The organism is Pseudomonas sp. KCJK9111, from assembly GCF_046231935.1.
Lineage (GTDB): Bacteria > Pseudomonadota > Gammaproteobacteria > Pseudomonadales > Pseudomonadaceae > Aquipseudomonas > Aquipseudomonas parafulva_B.
Genome location: NZ_JBJJMO010000054.1, coordinates 1 through 17,455, shown reverse-complemented (window position 1 = coordinate 17,455; position 17,455 = coordinate 1). Strand labels below are relative to the sequence as shown.

Here is a 17,455-nt window from a genome sequence, read left to right as displayed (position 1 = left end):
CGCCCTGATATTCAGTCGTTGCGGTGCAGCTTGCTCATCAGCTCAGCCTCGGCCTGGGTCAGGCCGCAGGTTTCGGTAAGCTCCGACACGCTGGCACCCATGCCGACCAGCCGTGCAGCCTGGGTGAAGGTGACGCTGCTCGGGTCACGCTGCTCAAGCCGTTCCAACCGGTCGGGCAGCGTGGCCACTGCACCGCGCAGCTCATGGATGGCCTCGCCCATGCGCACGGTGACGTTCTGGTAATCATCGAGCCGCTTGCCGAGGTCCTTGATACGCTGGTCGCGCAGGGCATCGCCAATGGCCTGCTGAGCAGCCAGCTCGCGCTGACGCTTGGTGTAGTTCAGGAAGAACCACAGGCTCAAGGCCCACAGCAGGGCCAATAAGATGACGCCGACCTCGAAAATCAAGTCAGATATTCTCCAGTTCCGACCACTCTTCCTCGGTCATCATCTTGTCCAGTTCGACCAGAATCAGCAGTTCGCCATTCTTGTTGCACACGCCCTGGATGAACTTGGCCGATTCTTCGTTGCCCACGTTGGGCGCGGTTTCGATCTCGGACTGGCGCAGGTACACCACCTCGGCAACGCTATCGACCAGAATGCCGACCACTTGCTTGTCAGCCTCGATGATGACGATGCGGGTGTTGTCGGTGACCTCGGTTGGCAGCAGCCCGAAGCGCTGGCGCGTGTCGATCACGGTCACCACGTTGCCGCGCAGGTTGATGATACCCAGCACATAGCTGGGCGCACCCGGCACCGGGGCGATTTCCGTGTAGCGCAGCACTTCCTGCACCTGCATCACGTTGATGCCGTAGGACTCGTTGTCCAGACGGAAGGTAACCCACTGCAGGATCGGATCTTCAGAACCTTGTGCGGACGACTTTTTCATTCCCCTACCCCTTGAAATCCGCCTTTGGCGGTGTGTTCGGTGTGATGTACGGTTTGGCGTGCAGCTGCTTGACGGCGCCGCTGGCGATCAACTCGGCCAGCTCCGCCACGTCCAGCAGTGCACACATGTGTTCAATGACCGTGCCGGCCAGCCACGGCCGCTGGCCCCGCTGGCTGCGCCACTTGATCTCGGACGGGTCCAGGCGCAGCGAGCGGCTGACCTGGTGCACAGCCAGCCCCCATTCATAGCCCTGGACAGAAATGACGTATTGCAGGCCCTGCCGGAAATCGTCGCGGTAGCGGTCGGGCATGACCCAGCGCGCGGTGTCGAGCACCTTGAGGTTGCCTGCCTGGCAGGTGAGGATGCCCAGGAACCACTCGGGCTGCCCGAACAGCGGCGTCAGCTCGCGGTCGGCCAAGGTATAGATCGAGCCCAGGCACACCAGCGGCACGGCCAGGGTCAGGCCGGCCACATCGAACAGCAGGCACTCGAACGGTTCGGCAGCCCAGGCCGGACGCCCATCGACGGTGGCCGGCGGTACGGGCACGTCCGGTGCAGGCAAGTGGACATCCACCAGGGGCGTCGCCGGCTCTGCCGTCGAGGTATCGGTCAAGACCGGGATGCTGGCCTCGGCCACCACTGCCTGTTCAACCACCGCCACCACAGGCGGCTGCACCGGTATCACGCTAGGCAATACCGCAAGCCTGGGCTCGGCGAACGGCCGCTCAGGTGCGGGCGGTGCCGGTTGCGCCTGGGGGGCCTTGCCAGGCTGGCGCGCATCGCGGGCCTGCTCCTGGCGCACCGCCTGGGCAAAGTCATCTGCCTCGCCCGGCGCTGGCAGCGCTTCCAAGGGCTCGGTGGCCTCCTGAAGCAGACCATCAAGATAGGACTGCAGGGCCAACTGAGGCTTGCTGCTCACTTGCCGTGTTTGTGTCATCAGGCCACCTGCGCCGCGGGCTTGTAGGTCAACAAGTGCTTGAGCAGCGCCCGATAGGCCACCAGCCCACGGCTCTTGTTGTCGAATTGCGACGGCGTGACGCCCTGGCGGCTCGCATCGCGCAGCCGCGTGTCCACGGGAATATAGCCCTGCCATACCTGTTCGCCGTAGGCATCGCGCAGCAACTTGAGCGTTCCCAGGGATGCCTGGGTACGCCGGTCGAACAACGTCGGCACAATCTGGTACGGCAGCGCCTGGCGCCGGGAGCGGTTGATCATGGCCAGCGTGCCGACCATGCGCTCAAGCCCCTTGACGGCCAAAAACTCTGTCTGCACCGGGATGACCAGTTGCTGACTGGCCGCCAGCGCATTGACCATCAACACCCCCAGCAAAGGGGGGCTGTCGATCAGTGCGAAGTCGAAGTCCTGCCACAGCTGCGCCAGACTCTTGGCGATGACCAGCCCCAAACCGTTCTGGCCGGGCGATTGCCGCTCCAGTACGGCAAGGGCGGTGCTGGAGGGGAGCAATGAAATGCGCTCGTCACTGGTGGGCAACAGCAACTGCCCCGGCAGCCCATCCGGAACGCTGCCCTTGTGCAGGAACAGGTCGTAGCAGCTATGTTCCAGCGCATCGGGGTTATGCCCGAAATAGCTGGTCATCGACCCATGTGGATCAAGATCGACGACGATCACGCGCTTGCCGGCGTCGGCCAGCAGGCCAGCCAGGGCGATGGTGGTGGTGGTCTTGCCGACGCCACCTTTTTGATTGGCTACTGCCCAGACTCTCATCAGGCAAACTCTATCCGTGGGGGAGGCAGGGAGCATGGTGTACCCGCTGCCTTGCTGGAAAATGAAAGGCTTGGATGGCTGTCGGCCAGTCGCCGCGCGTGGACATCCGCCAATGGGGCGACAGAGAATTGACGGGTCACTGCCCTGCCACCGCTGCTGAGCTTGCCGGTGCACTTTGTGTGCCAGCCCGGCGCAGTGCGGCATCGGGCGTGGCATTGGCAGCACCGGTGCTGGTCAAGCTGCGGCGCACCTCGAGGTTGCGGGATATCACCAGCACCACGCGCCGGTTGCGGGCCCGCCCTTCAGGGGTATCGTTGCCTGTCACGGGCTGATACTCGCCGTAGCCTACCGATGCCATGCGCCCGGGGTTCACGCCGCCCATGGCCAACAGCCGGACGATACTGGCGGCGCGGGCCGAGGAAAGCTCCCAGTTGGTCGGGTACTGCGCGGTACGGATAGGCTGGTTATCAGTGAAGCCTTCGACGTGCACCGGGTTGGCGAACGGCTTGAGTATGGCCGCGACCTTGTCGATGATGGCAAACGCATTGTCACTGGGCATGGCATCGCCACTGCCGAACAGCAACGAGGAATTGAGCTCGATCTCGATCCACAGCTCGTTGCCCCGGATCGTCATCTGATCACCCTTGATAAGGTCGCCAAAAGCGTCGCGCACCTCATCGGCGATGGTCTTGAGCGGGTCGTTGCTGGCGGTCGACACGCCAGCGTCAGGCTGCTCGCTGTCCTTGACCAAGGGCCGGGCAGGTCGCACGGTCAACGGGCGCTCATCCCCGATGGGAATGGGCCTCATGCTGCGCTCAGGGTCATTGAACACGCCCAGCAAGGCTTGGGACACCACCTTGTACTTGCCCTCGTTGACCGAGGAAATCGAATACATCACCACGAAAAAGGCGAACAGCAAGGTGATGAAGTCCGCGTAGGACACAAGCCAGCGCTCGTGGTTTTCCGGCTCCTCGGCATGACGGCGACGACGCATGGCTACTCCATGAAGCCTTGCAGCTTCAGCTCGATTGAGCGCGGGTTCTCGCCTTCGGCAATGGACAAGAGGCCTTCGAGGAGCATTTCCCGGTAGCGCGACTGGCGCAGTACCAGCGCCTTGAGCTTGTTGGCAATGGGCAACAGGATCAGGTTGGCACTGGCAACGCCGTAGATGGTCGCCACGAACGCAACGGCAATGCCGTTGCCCAGCTGCGCCGGGTCGGCCAGGTTGCCCATGACGTGGATCAGGCCCATCACCGCGCCGATGATCCCGATGGTCGGCGCGTAGCCGCCCATGCTCTCGAAGACTTTGGCGGCCTGCAGGTCACGGCTTTCCTGGGTCAGGAAATCCACTTCGAGGATACTGCGAATGGCTTCGGGCTCGGCACCGTCGACCAGCAACTGCAAGCCCTTGCGCGCGTAGGGATCGGGCTCGCCATCGGCCACCCCTTCCAGCCCGAGCAGGCCTTCCTTGCGCGCCGTCAGGCTCCAGTTCACGACCCGATCGACCCCACCCGGCAGATCGACCCGCGGTGGAAACAGGATCCAGCGCAGGATCTGCAAGGCGCGCTTGAACGAGGAGAGCGGCGATTGCAGCAAGGCAGCCGCCAGGGTACCGCCCAATACGATCAGCGCTGCCGGCCCGTTGATCAGGGCGCCCACGTGACCGCCTTCGAGGAAATTGCCGCCCACGATAGCGACAAAAGCCAGGATCAGGCCGATCAGGCTGAGCACGTCCATCAGACGCACGCCTCCACCAGGTGCCGGCCAATATCGTCCAGGCTGTACACCGCATCGGCCAGGTTGGCCTTGACGATCGCCATGGGCATGCCATAGATCACGCAGCTGGCTTCATCCTGCGCCCACACCGTGCTGCCCGCCTGCTTGAGCAAGCGCGCCCCTTCCCGGCCGTCCGCGCCCATGCCGGTCAGCACTACGGACAGCACCTTGTCGCCATAGGACTTGGCTGCCGAGCCGAAGGTGATATCCACGCAGGGCTTGTAGTTGAGCCGCTCGTCACCGGGCAGAATCTTCACGGTGCCCCGGCCATCGATCATCATCTGCTTGCCGCCGGGCGCCAACAGCGCAAGCCCGGGACGCAGGATGTCGCCATCTTCGGCCTCCTTGACGCTGATGCGGCACAGCTTGTCCAGGCGTTCTGCAAAGGCTTTGGTGAAGGCTGCCGGCATGTGCTGGATGAGCACGATCGGCGCCGGGAAATTGCCTGGCAACTGCGTCAGCACCCGCTGCAAGGCCACCGGCCCCCCAGTCGAGGTGCCGATGGCCACCAGCTTGTACGGCTTGCGCTTGGGCGCTGGTGAATGCGCAGCGGCTGGCCTGACGGGCGCGGCGGCGCTTCGCACCGGGGCCGGCCCTGCAGCGCTCGTGGCCGTTGTGGGTGTCGGCGCGGGGGCCATAGCGGGCGCGGGCGCCGGGCGGGCGTAACTGGTCATGCGGCGGTTGCTACGCGACAGGGTATGCACCTTCTCGCACAGCATCTGCTTGACCTTCTCGGGGTTGCGCGAAATGTCTTCGAAATTCTTCGGCAGGTAGTCCACCGCCCCGGCATCGAGCGCATCGAGCGTGACCCGAGCACCTTCATGGGTGAGCGACGAGAACATCAGCACAGGCGTCGGGCACCGTTGCATGATGTGCCGCACCGCCGTGATGCCATCCATCATGGGCATCTCGTAGTCCATGGTGATCACATCGGGCTTGAGCGCAAGCGCCTGGTCGATCGCTTCCTTGCCGTTGGTTGCAGTGCCCACTACCTGGATCGTCGAGTCCCCCGAGAGGATTTCCGAGACGCGGCGGCGGAAGAAACCGGAATCATCCACCACCAGGACCTTGACTGCCATAAACACTCCGTTAGGTGACGCCCCCGGCCAGGAGGACGCCACCGAGATCAAATACGCCGCGCGGCGTAACGCTTGAGCATGCTCGGGACGTCGAGAATCAGCGCAATGCGACCGTCGCCGGTGATGGTGGCCCCGGACATGCCCGGGGTGCCTTGCAACATCTTGCCCAGTGGCTTGATTACCACTTCTTCCTGGCCCACCAGTTGATCGACGACAAAGCCGATGCGCTGGGTGCCGACCGACAGGATCACCACGTGACCTTCGTGCTGTTCTTCATGCACCTGGCCCTGGACCAGCCAGCGCTTGAGGTAGAACAGCGGTAACGCCTTGTCCCGCACGATCACCACTTCCTGACCATCGACCACGTTGGTGCGCGACAAGTCCAGGTGGAAGATCTCGTTGACGTTGACCAGCGGGAAGGCGAACGCCTGGTTGCCCAGCATCACCATCAAGGTCGGCATGATGGCCAGGGTCAGCGGGACCTTGATGACGATCTTCGAGCCCTGCCCCTTGGCCGAGTAGATGTTGATCGAGCCGTTGAGCTGGGAAATCTTGGTCTTGACCACGTCCATGCCCACGCCCCGCCCAGAGACGTCGGAAATCTCGGTCTTGGTGGAAAAGCCTGGCGCGAAGATCAGGTTGTAGCAATCCGACTCGCTCAGGCGGTCGGCGGCGTCCTTGTCCATCAGGCCCTTTTCCACGGCATTGGCACGCAGCACGTTCGGGTCCATGCCTTTGCCGTCGTCGGAAATCGACAGCAGGATATGGTCACCTTCCTGCTCGGCAGACAATACGACGCGCCCTGTGCGCGCCTTGCCCGCGGCCTCGCGCTCATCGGGCATTTCCACCCCATGGTCCACGGCATTGCGCACCAAGTGCACCAGCGGGTCGGCCAGCGCCTCGACCAGGTTCTTGTCCAGGTCGGTTTCTTCGCCCACCAGTTCAAGGTTGATCTCTTTCTTCAACTGCCGCGCCAGGTCACGCACCAGGCGCGGGAAGCGGCCGAACACTTTCTTGATCGGCTGCATGCGCGTCTTCATCACCGCCGTCTGCAAGTCGGCGGTGACCACATCGAGGTTCGACACGGCCTTGGACATGGCTTCATCGCCGCTGTTCAGGCCCAGGCGTACCAGACGGTTACGCACCAGCACCAGTTCGCCGACCATGTTCATGATCTCGTCCAGGCGCGCGGTGTCGACCCTGACGGTCGTTTCCGCTTCGCTGACCGCGTGCTTGTCGGCGCTCGCCGCCGGCGCCCGTGGGGCAGCAGCAGGCTTGGGCGCTGCAGCAGGTGCCGCCGCGCCAGCAGGACGGCTGACTGCCGGTGCCTCGACCTTGGCTGGGGCTGCAGCCTGAACAGTGGCAGGTGCTTCGACGCCAGCCACGTCGCCATTGAACTTGCCCTTGCCATGCAGCTGGTCCAGCAACGCCTCGAACTCGTGTTCGCTGATGTCGTCGCCCGTGGTGGCAGGCGCTGGCTCGACAGGCGTCGCAGCCTTGGCTGCGGGCAAGGCATCAGCCTGGAACGTGCCTTTGCCATGCAACTGGTCCAGCAGCGACTCGAACTCGGCGTCGGTGATTTCGTCACTGACCGGCTCGGCCGCGGCAGTCACCGGTTGGGCGGTCACTTCGGCACTGAACTGGCCTTTGCCATGCAACTGGTCGAGCAGCGACTCGAATTCGGCATCGGTGATGTCGTCACCCTGGCCGCTGACGGGCTCGGCAGGCATCTGCTCGGCCGCTGCGGCCTGGGCCTTTACCGCGTCGAGCGAATCGAGCAGCTGCTCGAATTCGCTGTCAGTGATGTCCGCCTCGGTCGCTTGCGGCGCCTGCTGCACAGGCGCGGGCTCAACCGGCACGGGCGCCGCCGGGGCCGCGTCGGCGCTGCCAGGCTCTGCCAGACGCGCCAGGGCTGCCAGCAGTTCTGGCGTAGCCGGGGTCACTTCGCTGCGCTCACGCACTTGGGCAAACATGCCGTTGACGGCATCCAGTGCTTCGAGCACCACGTCCATCAGCTCTGCATCGACCCGGCGCTCACCTTTGCGCAGCACGTCGAACACGTTCTCGGCGATATGGCAGCACTCCACCAGCTCATTGAGCTGGAGGAAGCCGGCGCCCCCTTTTACAGTGTGGAAACCGCGAAAAATCGCATTGAGCAAGTCGGCATCGTCAGGGCGGCTTTCAAGCTCGACCAGCTGCTCGGACAATTGCTCAAGTATTTCACCGGCTTCTACCAGGAAATCCTGAAGGATTTCTTCATCGGCGCCGAAGCTCATCAAAGGTGCTCCTTAAAAACCCAGGCTGGATAGCAGATCATCGACATCGTCCTGACCGGACACGACGTCTTCACGCTTATCGGCATGAATCTGCGGACCTTCACCCCGAGTCGGATGTTTTTCTCGATCTTTTTCTGCGCGCAATTGATCCTGGTCATGCTGGATGCCCGCAAAGCGGTCGACCTGGCTGGCCATCATCACCAGTTTCAGCAGGTTGCTTTCCACCTCGGTCACCAACGCCGTGACGCGCTTGATCACCTGCCCGGTCAGGTCCTGGTAATCCTGGGCCAGCAGGATGTCGTTGAGATGGCCGGCCACCTTGCGGTTACCCTCAGCGCTGTGTGCCAGGAAACCGTCGACGCGCTTGGCCAGGTCGCGAAACTCCGTGGCGTTCACTTCGCGGCGCATGAAGCGCTGCCAATCGGCACTCAGCGCTTTGGCCTCGCTGGCCAGGTCGTTGAGCACAGGCGTGCTTTCCTCGACCAGGTCCATGGTGCGGTTTGCCGCCCCTTCGGTGAGCTTGACCACATAGGACAGGCGTTCGGTGGCGTCGGTAATCTGCGACACCTCCTCGGCCTGGGGTATGGTCGGGTCGATCTGAAAACTGACGATGGCGCTGTGCAGTTCGCGGGTCAGCTTGCCCACTTCCTGGTACAGCCCCCGATCGCGGGTCTGGTTCAACTCGTGAATGAGTTGCACCGCCTCGCCGAACCGTCCGCGCTCCAGGCTTTCGACCAACTCCTGGGCATGCTTCTTGAGGGTCGATTCGAACTCGCCCAATGACGTGTGTGATGAACTCATGGCGCGCCCCCTGACGTGACTCAGCCGTTGACGCGTTCGAAGATCTTCTCGATCTTTTCTTTGAGCACCTGGGCGGTGAACGGCTTGACCACATAGCCATTCACGCCTGCCTGGGCGGCCTCGATGATCTGATCGCGCTTGGCTTCAGCGGTCACCATCAACACCGGCAAGGTCTTGAGCTTGTCGCTGGCGCGGACTTTGCGCAGCAGGTCGATACCGGACATGCCTGGCATGTTCCAGTCGGTTACCAGGAAATCGTAATGGCCACTTTCGAGCATCGGCAGCGCCGTCGTGCCGTCATCGGCTTCGTCGGTGTTGGCGAAGCCCAGGTCACGCAGCAGGTTCTTGATGATGCGCCGCATCGTCGAAAAGTCGTCGACGATGAGGATTTTCATGTTCTTGTCCAATTAGACCTCCAAGCAGTCTCAAACGCGCTCGGCCCCGAGCGCGCACTCAATCGATTCGGTACAACGTGGAAAACGGCAACGACGGCGGCGGGCTCAGCGGGCCCGCCATTCCCCCAGGCGGCTGCGCAGGCGCGCGGCGCATTGGCTGTGCAACTGGCTGACCCGCGACTCGCTGACCCCCAAGACCTCACCGATCTCCTTGAGGTTCAGTTCCTCGTCGTAATACAGCGCCAGCACCAGGCGCTCACGCTCCGGCAGGTTGGCGATGGCCTCGGTCAACGCGACCTGGAACCGCTCTTCCTCCAACCCACGGGCAGGTTCGGCCTGGCCGCTGACGCCGTCCTCATGCAAGCCTTCGTGCTCGCCGTCCTGCAACAGGTCGTCGAAGCTGAACAGCCGGCTGCCCAGTGTGTCGTTGAGAATCCCGTAATAATCATCGAGGCTCAACTTGAGTTCGGCAGCAACTTCATGATCTTTAGCGTCGCGGCCAGTTTTGGCTTCGACCGCACGCATGGCATCGCTGACCATGCGGGTGTTGCGGTGCACCGAGCGCGGCGCCCAATCGCCTTTGCGCACCTCGTCGAGCATGGCCCCGCGAATGCGGATGCCGGCATAGGTCTCGAAACTGGCGCCCTTGCTGGCGTCATACTTGTTGGCGACCTCGAGCAGACCGATCATGCCCGCCTGGATCAGGTCCTCGACCTGCACGTTGGCCGGCAGTCGCGCCAACAGGTGGTAGGCGATGCGCTTGACCAGCGGCGCATAACGCTCGATCAGCTCGTACTGCGCATCTTTCGAGGCGCGGCTGTACATCTTGAAGCCGCTGGCGCTCATGACATCGAACCTGCACTGGTCGGCTGCACCAGGCGTTCGACGAAGAACTCCAGATGGCCACGGGGGTTGGCGGGCAGCGGCCAGCTGTCGACCTTCTGCGCGATGGCCTTGAAGGCCAGGGCGCATTTGGAGCGCGGGAACGCCTCGTACACGGCGCGTTGCTTCTGGACCGCCTTGCGCACGCACTCGTCGTAAGGCACGGCGCCCACATACTGAAGCGCCACATCCAGGAAGCGGTCGGTGACCTTGGTCAGCTTGGCGAACAGGTTGCGCCCCTCCTGAGGGCTCTGGGCCATATTGGCCAGCACCCGGAAGCGGTTCATGCCGTAATCACGGTTAAGCAGCTTGATCAGCGCATAAGCGTCGGTGATCGAGGTCGGCTCATCGCAGACCACCAGCAACACTTCCTGGGCCGCGCGCACGAAGCTGACCACCGAATCGCCGATGCCGGCAGCGGTATCGATCACCAGCACGTCGAGGTTGTCACCGACTTCGCTGAACGCCTGGATCAGGCCCGCATGCTGGGCAGGTGCCAGGTGCACCATGCTCTGCGTGCCCGAAGCGGCCGGGACGATGCGCACACCGCCCGGGCCCTGCAGCATCACATCGCGCAGTTCGCACCGCCCTTCAATGACATCGGCCAGCGTGCGCTTGGGCGCAAGGCCCAGCAACACATCGACATTGGCCAGCCCCAGGTCGGCGTCGAGCAGCATGACCCTGCGGCCCAGCTCGGCCAGCGCAAGAGACAGGTTCACTGAAACATTTGTCTTGCCGACGCCACCTTTGCCACCGGTCACGGCGATTACCTGTACGGGATGCATGCTACCCATGTCTGTTCTTTACCTTGTCTCGCTGGGACTCAGGCCACACGAAGGGCAATTCTGCGTATCCCTCGGCATAGCTACCTTGCACACATTTCATTTTCAACCCGCTCGCCGTGGGTTGTGGTAGAGATCAGCGAACATGTCGGCCATGGCCTCCTCGCTGGGCTCGTCCTGCTGCTGCACATTGACCGCGCGGGTGACCAGCTGGTGCCCACGGGGCAGGTGCAGATCGTCCGGGATACGCGGCCCATCGGTAAGGTAGGCCACGGGCAGTCGGAAACTGATGGCAAGGCTCAGGACATCGCCCAGGCTTGCCGACTCGTCGAGTTTGGTCAGGATGCAGCCGGCCAGCCCGCAGCGCTTGTAGCTGTGGTAGGCCGCGGTCAGCACCTGCTTCTGGCTGGTGGTGGCCAGGACCAGGTAATTCTTCGCCGCGATGCCGCGACCGGCTAGGGTATCGAGTTGCATGCGCAAGGCCGGGTCGCTGGCTTGCAGGCCCGCCGTATCGATCAGCACCACGCGCTTGCGCAGCAGAGGCTCGAGCGCCGCCGCCAACGACTGGCCGGGGTCGACATAGGTCACCGGCACATTCAGGATTCGGCCCAGTGTCTTGAGCTGCTCCTGTGCCCCGATACGGAAACTGTCCATGCTCACCAGCGCCAGGTTGTGGGCGCCGTACTTGAGCACATAGCGCGCCGCGAGCTTGGCCAGGGTGGTGGTCTTGCCCATGCCGGCCGGGCCGACGACGGCAATCACACCGCCATCCTCGATCGGTTCCACGTCGGGCGTACGGATCATGCGCGCCAGGTGCGCCAGCAGCATACGCCAGGCGTGGCGAGGCTCCTCGATGTCCTTGGTCAGCTCGAGCAATTCACGGGCGATGGGGCCAGACAGGCCAATGCGCTGCAGCCGGCGCCACAACGTGGCCTGCTGCGGCTTGCTACCTTGCAACTGGGTCCAGGCCAGCGACCCCAGTTGCACTTCCAGCAGCTCGCGCAAGTCGGACAGCTCAGAGCGCATGGCATCGAACAGGCGCGGGTCCACCGAGGCCTGGCTGCTTGCGGTGGTGGCCGGCTGCGGGGCGTCAACGTGCGGCTCGACCAGAGGCTCGGCCGCCGTGAGCGACTGACCGGCGAACAGTTGGCGATTGCTGTCGCTGCTGTCCGGGCGCTGTTCGAGCTCGGCCTTGGCCGTGGCGATGCGCGTGTGGGTCTTGCGCAGCTCTTCTTCGAGTTCGACGTTCGGTACCCGAGGCGCCAGGGCGGACAGCTTGTAGTCCAGCGCGGCGGTCAGTTCAACGCCCCCTGCGATACGGCGATTGCCGATGATGGCCGCATCAGCGCCCAGCTCATCGCGGACCAGCTTCATGGCCTGACGCATATCAGCGGCGAAGAATCGCTTAACTTGCATTATCCACTACCTCAGCCATTAGGGCCCACGGTGGCAACGATGGTGACTTGCTTGTTGTCCGGTATTTCCTGATACGCCAGCACATGCAAATTCGGTACGGCCAGCCGACCGAAACGCGACAGCATGGCGCGGATCGGGCCGGCCACCAGGAGGATGGCCGGCTGGCCTTGCATCTCCTGGCGCTGTGCGGCTTCGATCAGTGAACGCTGCAGCTTTTCGGCCATGCTTGGTTCAAGAAGCACTCCGTCTTCCTGACCTTGCCCGGCCCTCTGCAGACTATTTAGCAAGATCTGTTCCAACCTGGGCTCCAAGGTGATCACAGGGAGCTCGGACTCAACGCCAACAATGCTTTGCACGATGGCGCGACACAATCCGACGCGCACCGCCGCGACCAGAGCGGCGGTATCTTGACTCTTTGCCGCGTTGTTGGCGATGGATTCGGCAATGCTACGAATATCGCGCACTGGCACCTGTTCTGACAACAAAGCCTGTAGGACTTTGAGAAGGCCTGACAGCGAAATGACACCCGGCACCAACTCTTCTGCCAGCTTAGGCGACGCCTTGGACAAGACTTGCAACAGTTGCTGCACTTCTTCGTGACCGATCAGCTCGTGGCAATGCTTCTGCAGGATCTGGTTGAGGTGAGTGGCCACCACCGTACTGGCGTCTACGACCGTATAGCCCAGCGACTGCGCCTGCGAGCGCTGACCGACGTCGATCCACACCGCCTCCAGGCCAAAGGCCGGGTCGCGGGCCGCGATGCCGTTGAGGCTGCCGAACACCTGCCCGGGGTTGATGGCAAGCTCGCGGTCCGGATAGATCTCTGCTTCAGCCAGGATCACCCCCATCAACGTCAGGCGATAAGCACTGGGCTGCAGGTCAAGATTGTCGCGGATATGCACGGTGGGCATGAGAAAGCCCAAGTCCTGGGACAGCTTCTTGCGCACGCCCTTGATCCGCGCCAGTAGCTGCCCGCCCTGGTTGCGATCGACCAATGGGATCAAGCGATAACCGACCTCCAGGCCGATCATGTCGATCGGGGTGACATCGTCCCAGCCCAGCTCCTTGGTTTCGGCCGCCCGCTGCGGCGAAGGCAGCAGCTCTTGCTGGCGCTGCGCTTCCTGCTGGGCCTGTACCTTGGTCCTTTGCTGTTTCTTCCATACCAAGTAGGCGCCGCCGCCCGCCATCAGGCCCAGGCTCAGGAACGCCAGGTGCGGCATGCCCGGCACCAGCCCCATGACGATCATGATGGCGCCGGACACGGCCAAGGCCCGGGGCGAGTCGAACATCTGACGGTTGATCAGCTTGCCCATGTCCTCCGAGCCCGAGGCACGGGTGACCATGATGGCTGCGGCGGTGGAGAGCAGCAGCGAGGGCAGCTGCGCCACCAGACCGTCACCAATGGTCAACAGGGCATACACCTTGCCGGCGTCGCCGAAGCTCATGCCATGCTGCAACATGCCGATCAGCATGCCACCGATCAGGTTGATGAACAGGATCAGCAGGCCAGCGATGGCGTCACCGCGCACGAACTTGCTGGCGCCGTCCATCGAGCCGTAGAACTCAGCCTCCTGGGCGACTTCGCTGCGGCGCGCCTTGGCTTGCGCCTGGTCGATCAGGCCGGCGTTCAGGTCGGCGTCGATGGCCATCTGCTTGCCCGGCATCGCATCGAGGGTGAAGCGTGCGCTGACCTCGGAGATACGCCCCGCACCCTTGGTCACCACCACGAAGTTGATGATCATGAGGATGGCGAAGACCACCGCACCGACCACGTAGTTGCCACCGATGACCACATCGCCGAAGGCCTGGATCACCATGCCCGCGGCGCCGTGACCTTCCTGGCCATGCAGCATGACCACACGGGTGGACGCCACGTTCAGCGCCAGTCGCAGCAAGGTCGCCACCAGCAGGATGGTAGGGAATGCGGCAAAGTCCAACGGGCGCAGCGCGTACACGCTGACCAGCAGCACCACGATGGACAAGGCGATGTTGAAGGTGAAGAACACGTCGAGCAAAAACGGTGGGATTGGCAACATCATCATTGCCAGCATCACCAGCAGCAACAGCGGCACCCCGAGGTTGCCTCGACCGAGACCGGCCAGGTTATGGCGAGCGTTGCTGATTAACTGAGTGCGATCCACCGCGAGTCCTCTTCTTGCAAAACTTTGACGCCAGAGCAGCGCTTGGGCGTGGCTCTGCAAAAAGCTTTCCAACTTTGAAGGCGGTGGTTGAATAAAATGCAGCCGCCACGCACTGGCGTTGAACGGCGACACACGTTGCGGATTCATCACAGTACCAAGGCTCTGCATGAGAAATCCTGAGACGACGTCGGGACGAAAAATGAGCCGGTGCCAGCGTGGCGGTTCAGGCGCGGATGCCGTCAGAAACTCATTCGAGCCAAGCGGTTGTGGTAGGACCGCTGCAATCAGATAGCCCAGGCTGAGTTGAGATCGCACGAAACGTCTTTAATAGAGCATCGATAACTAATTAGCCCCCCCTGTCGACTGGACAAAGGCCTCTCGTACGAGGCGACAAACCCGGATCTCAATCCTAGATGTGCGGCGAGCACAGAGGCGACTCGGGGGCAACCACTGCACCCGCTTCACTCAATCACGCTACTGGATGCGCATTGTCGCCATTTCCGACGCACAAAATGTAAAAGCTAACGATAAAGAGCATCAGCGACATGGAGCAGCTTATCTGCACCTACCCTGCATTCAGTCACTTCGAGGCTCTGTGCAACGCCGTCAGGCTGTATGGCTGGGATAGCAGCGATATGCTACCTTCGGCAGCCTCGTTAACGCCCCTGGAGATGAGTGTGCCTCCGCTTCCCGACAGCTTTATCGTGCCAACAGGTTATCAGCAAAAAACCGCCATGGCGTTTGTCGCTGACTCAATTCGCAACGGAATTCTCTCGGGCATGATTCCAGAAGGAACGCAACTACGCCAAGATGAGTTAGCGGCTAAATTCGGTGTAAGTCGCATGCCTGTTCGCGATGCGATCAGACAGCTTGAAGCGGAAGGGCTTGTTACCTCCGAACCCCATAAAGGTGCGTTTGTATCTATCATGACGATTGACGATGTCGTGGAGATTTATGACATGCGCATCATGGCAGAAACGACAGCCTTAGACTTGGGTTTTAGTGACATTTCGAATGACGACATTCTGGAGATGGAACAGCGTATCCATGCAATCAACACGGCTCGAAATCAACACGCGCTAGGTGAGCTAAACGAGCAATTTCACTATTTTCTTTATGCACGATCAAGTCGTCCTCGCTTGCTGGCCCTTATCAAATCGCTTCATCGAGCAGTCGACAGACACCTCCGTTTTTTACTGACCAACTTGGATTATCATCAGAAATCTCAGGACGATCATATTGCTATTCTCGCGGCTTGCCGTGCAGGTGACCGTGAGCTAGCAAAACGGATTCTACGCCTTCACCTGGAAGCAGGGAGAGATGAGATCGTAAAATTCTTGAGACGTAAGTAGAAGTCACATCCCGCCAATAATCACGGCTGCGGCGAAGTCCCTAGTACCACTGTCTTGACCAGCTCATCTGCAATGAAAGCAAGTGAAAACCCTGCGGCTTCAAACATCTTGGGGTACATGCTGGCACCTGTAAAACCGGGCAATGTGTTCACTTCATTCAGAATGACTTCATCATCCAGAAGGAAAAAATCAATCCTGGCCAGCCCTTGAAGTCCCAAACACCTAAACACTTCAAGAGACAGGCTTTGGATACGCGCAGACAAAGTAGATGAGACGGGACTAGGCACAAGAAGTGTTGAGGGCTGATGGGTAGAGTACTTAGCATCATAATTATAAAAATCGTATCCGCTGGCGGGTAGAATTTCACCTGGCGGTGATGCTACGGTTCGCCCATCGCTCTCCAGAATTCCGCACTCAATTTCTCTCCCTTTGATTTCCTTTTCAACGATCACCTTCGGATCAAGGCGCTGAGCTGCCGCATAAGCTTCACGGTATTCTGCCTCGCACGTGACCCGCGCCACACCAATGGAAGATCCACAGGTAGCAGGTTTCACGTACAGCACTTCCCCGCCTAGTAACTCTACAAGATACCTCCAAGGCCACATTTCATGACCTGCAACCCAAGGGGCAACCTTGATTCCCGCCGCACTCACGAGTCGCTTGGTCATGTCTTTATCAATGGCGACGGCAGAGCCGAGTATTCCAGAACCTACGCACGGAATGCCACACATTGCACCCAGCCCTTGGATCGCACCGTCTTCCCCATACCGCCCATGAAGGGCGGGAAACATCAGGTCAATAGCAATCTCCTTCAAAGCGGATCCGGCGTCTGAATAAATCAATACCGGCCTACCTGGCTGAAGCGTCAGGACCGGTGCGGCAGCGTCGACTTCGTCAGGAAATTCGCGCGGCTGGCCTTGGTAATGCCAGACACCGGCGGTGTCGATTCCTACGCAATGAACCCGGTAACCCGATGAAGTCAAGGCTTCGTACAGGCTGCGAGCAGACATAAGGGAGACGGCGTGCTCAGCACTTTTGCCACCAAATATTAGCGCAATAACATTTTGTTTCATTTTAAGCCTCGCACAAGCTTTTGTTCGGCTACTGTATCCAATATCCAAAACTAATAGCAATGGCATGGACGCCCTTCCTGATGAAAAGGACGCCCTATGCCTTCCTCTACTCAGCATGGCTTCGCTTACAGCGGCTCTCTCACCCATCATTCAGGCCACGGCTACAACCGCCAGATCCGAGCCGTCGCGGTTTCGGCTCCGGAGTGCCTCACGGGCGCAAAATCCAGCCGGGCTTTGAACAGTTGCGATCCTGTGAGCCTCTTTAACGCCTGCAGGCATGCTGCGTATCTCGCTCAGATTGAAGGAAGTGCTTGGGCAAACAGCACTTGGGCAAACGGATGCTACGAAGCAAGAGATTGCTTCATGCTTATGTACTCTTTAGACGACATGCCCGCGTTTGAAACGCTCCTGCTCGCGCAAAAACCCAATCTAGTCCTGATTGGAGCTATGACGCTGTGCATGCCGGGGGCGGTGCACTGCGCTCAGCTAGTTCGGAAGCTTTTAGGTGACGGCCCCGTCATAATTCTAGGGGGACGCCATGTGAATGAAACGCTCTATTTAGACAACGAAAGAAAGAGAAATCCATGTGATGTCAAACACCACAAAGCTTCTCCGGGCCGGCTAATCAGAGAGCACAAGATCCCTCCCCTCTTCGATATAGTTATCTCAGGGGAAGCTGAAATCATTATCAGTGCTATTGGGGAAGCATTGGCGCGGGCAGATAGGCTCAGCATCGAAACTATTGCAGGTCTTTTAAGCGTTGACATTCCAGGCTTGTGGATCGTCGATTTTCCGAAAGTTGGCATAACGCAAGTGAGCCGCGGCGTGCGACTGGACCAAAATCGACTGCCATCAGCAATCGAAATTTT

16 protein-coding genes and 1 pseudogene are annotated in these 17,455 nt (G+C 61.1%); 2 read left to right on the top strand and 15 right to left on the bottom strand.

Annotated features, from left to right (window positions below; genetic code table 11):
• Window positions 1-11: 11 nt before the first annotated feature.
• The 14 genes from ACK59L_RS16805 to flhA form a co-directional block, all read right to left on the bottom strand.
• Complete coding sequence (locus tag ACK59L_RS16805) at window positions 12-407, bottom strand: DUF2802 domain-containing protein (protein WP_196135343.1); 396 nt, start codon at window positions 405-407, stop codon at window positions 12-14.
• Window position 408: 1 nt separating this feature from the next.
• Window positions 409-888 (bottom strand): chemotaxis protein CheW, encoded by a 480-nt coding sequence (locus tag ACK59L_RS16800; RefSeq protein ID WP_409274850.1) that lies wholly within the window; start codon window positions 886-888, stop codon window positions 409-411.
• A 4-nt stretch (window positions 889-892) separates the two neighbouring features.
• A complete protein-coding gene (locus ACK59L_RS16795; RefSeq protein WP_409274848.1) occupies window positions 893-1,825 on the bottom strand; it encodes a CheW domain-containing protein in 933 nt (310 codons plus the stop codon).
• Complete coding sequence (locus ACK59L_RS16790) at window positions 1,825-2,613, bottom strand: ParA family protein (protein WP_023533944.1); 789 nt, start codon at window positions 2,611-2,613, stop codon at window positions 1,825-1,827. The genes ACK59L_RS16795 and ACK59L_RS16790 overlap by 1 nt, the downstream gene beginning before the upstream one ends.
• A 136-nt stretch (window positions 2,614-2,749) precedes the next feature.
• Window positions 2,750-3,607: a flagellar motor protein MotD gene (gene motD, locus ACK59L_RS16785; RefSeq protein WP_196135345.1), complete on the bottom strand. Its 858-nt coding sequence runs from the start codon at window positions 3,605-3,607 to the stop codon at window positions 2,750-2,752.
• A gap of 2 nt (window positions 3,608-3,609) precedes the next feature.
• Window positions 3,610-4,350: a flagellar motor protein gene (locus tag ACK59L_RS16780; protein WP_023533970.1), complete on the bottom strand. Its 741-nt coding sequence runs from the start codon at window positions 4,348-4,350 to the stop codon at window positions 3,610-3,612.
• Window positions 4,350-5,468, bottom strand: coding sequence for a chemotaxis response regulator protein-glutamate methylesterase (locus tag ACK59L_RS16775; RefSeq protein ID WP_196135346.1), 1,119 nt, complete (start codon window positions 5,466-5,468; stop codon window positions 4,350-4,352). Before ACK59L_RS16775 ends, ACK59L_RS16780 begins: the two co-directional genes overlap by 1 nt.
• A 47-nt stretch (window positions 5,469-5,515) precedes the next feature.
• Window positions 5,516-7,744 (bottom strand): chemotaxis protein CheA, encoded by a 2,229-nt coding sequence (locus tag ACK59L_RS16770; protein WP_409274845.1) that lies wholly within the window; start codon window positions 7,742-7,744, stop codon window positions 5,516-5,518.
• 12 nt (window positions 7,745-7,756) lie between these two features.
• A complete protein-coding gene (locus ACK59L_RS16765; RefSeq protein WP_023533920.1) occupies window positions 7,757-8,545 on the bottom strand; it encodes a protein phosphatase CheZ in 789 nt (262 codons plus the stop codon).
• 20 nt (window positions 8,546-8,565) lie between these two features.
• Window positions 8,566-8,940: a chemotaxis response regulator CheY gene (locus tag ACK59L_RS16760; protein ID WP_167339335.1), complete on the bottom strand. Its 375-nt coding sequence runs from the start codon at window positions 8,938-8,940 to the stop codon at window positions 8,566-8,568.
• Between the two features lie 105 nt (window positions 8,941-9,045).
• Window positions 9,046-9,786: an RNA polymerase sigma factor FliA gene (gene fliA / locus ACK59L_RS16755; RefSeq protein ID WP_023533945.1), complete on the bottom strand. Its 741-nt coding sequence runs from the start codon at window positions 9,784-9,786 to the stop codon at window positions 9,046-9,048.
• Window positions 9,783-10,616: a flagellar synthesis regulator FleN gene (gene fleN, locus ACK59L_RS16750; protein ID WP_023533996.1), complete on the bottom strand. Its 834-nt coding sequence runs from the start codon at window positions 10,614-10,616 to the stop codon at window positions 9,783-9,785. Before fleN ends, fliA begins: the two co-directional genes overlap by 4 nt.
• Window positions 10,617-10,709: 93 nt before the next feature.
• Window positions 10,710-12,020 carry a flagellar biosynthesis protein FlhF gene (gene flhF, locus ACK59L_RS16745; protein ID WP_409274841.1) on the bottom strand — a complete coding sequence of 437 codons (1,311 nt, stop codon included), beginning with the start codon at window positions 12,018-12,020 and terminating at the stop codon, window positions 10,710-10,712.
• Window positions 12,021-12,031: 11 nt separating this feature from the next.
• Window positions 12,032-14,161 carry a flagellar biosynthesis protein FlhA gene (flhA, locus tag ACK59L_RS16740; protein WP_058639119.1) on the bottom strand — a complete coding sequence of 710 codons (2,130 nt, stop codon included), beginning with the start codon at window positions 14,159-14,161 and terminating at the stop codon, window positions 12,032-12,034.
• Window positions 14,162-14,706: 545 nt separating this feature from the next.
• Between flhA and ACK59L_RS16735 the strand changes: the two genes are divergently transcribed.
• Window positions 14,707-15,513 (top strand): GntR family transcriptional regulator, encoded by an 807-nt coding sequence (locus tag ACK59L_RS16735; RefSeq protein WP_409274839.1) that lies wholly within the window; start codon window positions 14,707-14,709, stop codon window positions 15,511-15,513.
• A gap of 20 nt (window positions 15,514-15,533) precedes the next feature.
• Here ACK59L_RS16735 and ACK59L_RS16730 read toward each other — a convergent pair whose 3' ends face one another.
• Window positions 15,534-16,652, bottom strand: coding sequence for a D-alanine--D-alanine ligase family protein (locus ACK59L_RS16730; protein WP_409274837.1), 1,119 nt, complete (start codon window positions 16,650-16,652; stop codon window positions 15,534-15,536).
• A gap of 30 nt (window positions 16,653-16,682) precedes the next feature.
• Here ACK59L_RS16730 and ACK59L_RS16725 point away from each other — a divergent pair.
• Window positions 16,683-17,455: pseudogene (locus ACK59L_RS16725) on the top strand (B12-binding domain/radical SAM domain-containing protein); the annotation flags it as partial.

Bases quoted from the DNA above. Each gene is read 5' to 3' on its own strand.
- ACK59L_RS16775 (WP_196135346.1), bottom strand. From the start codon at position 5,468: ATGGCAGTCAAGGTCCTGGTGGTGGATGATTCCGGTTTCTTCCGCCGC.
- ACK59L_RS16735 (WP_409274839.1), top strand. From the start codon at position 14,707: ATGGAGCAGCTTATCTGCACCTACCCTGCATTCAGTCACTTCGAGGCT.
- ACK59L_RS16770 (WP_409274845.1), bottom strand. From the start codon at position 7,744: ATGAGCTTCGGCGCCGATGAAGAAATCCTTCAGGATTTCCTGGTAGAA.
- fleN (WP_023533996.1), bottom strand. From the start codon at position 10,616: ATGGGTAGCATGCATCCCGTACAGGTAATCGCCGTGACCGGTGGCAAA.
- ACK59L_RS16765 (WP_023533920.1), bottom strand. From the start codon at position 8,545: ATGAGTTCATCACACACGTCATTGGGCGAGTTCGAATCGACCCTCAAG.
- ACK59L_RS16780 (WP_023533970.1), bottom strand. From the start codon at position 4,350: ATGGACGTGCTCAGCCTGATCGGCCTGATCCTGGCTTTTGTCGCTATC.
- ACK59L_RS16760 (WP_167339335.1), bottom strand. From the start codon at position 8,940: ATGAAAATCCTCATCGTCGACGACTTTTCGACGATGCGGCGCATCATC.
- fliA (WP_023533945.1), bottom strand. From the start codon at position 9,786: ATGAGCGCCAGCGGCTTCAAGATGTACAGCCGCGCCTCGAAAGATGCG.
- ACK59L_RS16790 (WP_023533944.1), bottom strand. From the start codon at position 2,613: ATGAGAGTCTGGGCAGTAGCCAATCAAAAAGGTGGCGTCGGCAAGACC.
- motD (WP_196135345.1), bottom strand. From the start codon at position 3,607: ATGCGTCGTCGCCGTCATGCCGAGGAGCCGGAAAACCACGAGCGCTGG.
- flhF (WP_409274841.1), bottom strand. From the start codon at position 12,020: ATGCAAGTTAAGCGATTCTTCGCCGCTGATATGCGTCAGGCCATGAAG.
- ACK59L_RS16795 (WP_409274848.1), bottom strand. From the start codon at position 1,825: ATGACACAAACACGGCAAGTGAGCAGCAAGCCTCAGTTGGCCCTGCAG.
- ACK59L_RS16730 (WP_409274837.1), bottom strand. From the start codon at position 16,652: ATGCCATTGCTATTAGTTTTGGATATTGGATACAGTAGCCGAACAAAA.
- ACK59L_RS16800 (WP_409274850.1), bottom strand. From the start codon at position 888: ATGAAAAAGTCGTCCGCACAAGGTTCTGAAGATCCGATCCTGCAGTGG.